Annotated in this window: 1 protein-coding gene and 1 pseudogene; both read left to right on the forward strand. The window is 59.0% G+C overall.

Features of this window, described 5'->3' with window-relative positions; genetic code table 11:
• Positions 1 to 1,417: hypothetical protein (locus QZ326_RS13185; RefSeq protein ID WP_295746105.1), on the forward strand; the 1,417-nt coding region annotated here is incomplete at its 5' end.
• A gap of 14 nt (positions 1,418 to 1,431) precedes the next feature.
• A pseudogene (locus QZ326_RS13190) lies at positions 1,432 to 1,746 on the forward strand (hypothetical protein); the annotation flags it as partial.

Consider the following 1,746-nt stretch of genomic DNA (forward strand, 5'->3'; position numbering starts at 1 on the left):
GGATGATTTCAAAGAATTCCTGGAACTGCCTGGTACGCCCCAGGAACAGGAGTGGTTGAAGGAGCAGCTGGAGACGTTAAGCGTCCGGGAGAGCTACGCCCTCGCCGCCGTCTCGATGGGGTATCCACCCGAAAAGGCGGCTGACGCCATCAAGAGTATTTTGAGCCTGCCCGACTGCACGCTCCATCCGGCTGGGAGCTATGAGGATTTGGGCAAGTACAGCCAGAAAGGAGCGGCCAGCCTGCCGGAGGACGTCCTGCCCTATGTGGATTTTGATCACATCGGGCAGGAGTTTGAGGATGAGCACCCCGGACTGTTCATCGGAGGCTATTATGTGGAATATCCGAAAAAGGCAGCAGAACCAGCTTACTCCGGAAAGAACGCGTTTTTGCCGGAGGACAGCGATTGGAGCGTCAAGCTGAAGCTGGCCTCCCCTGCGGTCCCCGAGGGCGTGTGGCTCCGTCTGCCGGGATATGACGGCAAAATGGCGGAGGACGCGGACGAGGTCGTGCTGGCACTGGACGAGCTGCGGGTCAAGTCTCTGGAGGACTGCACTCTGCTGGAAGCCCGGTGTATTCTCCCCGAGGCCGGAGACCTTACGAAGCAGTATTCCAGCATTACCGATCTGGTTCGGGATGGGGATAATCTCGGCTATGTTCTGGCTGAGCAGGGTCAGGGCAAAGCGCACTGGCTGGACAAGTTTGCCGCCGCTTTGGAGTATGAAGACTGCCGTACCCTGAAATTTGCCCTGGACATCGCGCAGAACCTCCACTGCTACGAGTGGGTACCCCGTGACGGTGTAAAGGAATTTGCCGCAAACAACTTGCGCACCTATCATGTACCGGAGGAGCTGATCCAGTCCGGTAATATTGATCTGGACGCCTATGCGGAAGATCTGCTGGAGAGTTCCGGATACATGGAGGCCGGCAGTGAAACCGGCTATCTGACGCGCAACGGCAGGGAATTTGTCCGTGATTTTACTGCCCCGGCCCAGCAGGATGTGCTGAAAGCCGTCCCCATGCTGGAGAAGATGTCCAGCCAGGCCGCCCCGGAGGATGCTGCCGCAGCCAGAGCCGCCATTGCGGAGGCTCTGGCCGGGCGCGGCGAATGCGGCCTCCGGCAGCTCCAGGCGGCGATGGAATCGGAGGACTGTGCCAGTCTGGAGGAGGCGGTGGAGATCGCCGGCCGCCTGGACAGCTATGAGTTCGTAGAGATCGGCAGCTTCCGGGAGAAGGCAGAGAAAGAACTGCTGGAGAAGGGCCTGGACAAAAAGGTGATCGACCGCTGCGTCGACTTCACCGCCTACGCCGCCCTGACCCACGAGTTCGAGAGCATCTACACATCCGGCAGCACCGGACTGTACGTCCACAGGAATGAGGCCATGTCCCGGCCTGAGCAGGGCATGACCATGCAGTGAAAGGAAGAGGTAAATTGTTACTGATCGAGCCTGGAAAGCCCCGTGTGCGGCATTTTATCATGGGGCACATGCGAAACCCCGGATCGCCGCTCTCAAGAAAACTCCAGTCCTGTCCCGCGCTGGCCTGTATTGCCGGAAATATCCCTCCGAAAAAACTCAAGGGCTGGAACTTTTCAGATGAGTTCTATCACGCGCGGTTCAAGGAGATACGGCTTTGTCTGCACGGACTCATCGGACATGGGGCCTGTCTCGCCGCTCATGGCAGCGGTGAACAACTCCCTGCCCTGCGGGATTTTATCTGCGGTCTTGCGGCGTTTTGGCCTGACCCC

The sequence above is a fragment of the uncultured Oscillibacter sp. genome, assembly GCF_910587525.1.
Taxonomy (GTDB): domain Bacteria; phylum Bacillota; class Clostridia; order Oscillospirales; family Oscillospiraceae; genus Oscillibacter.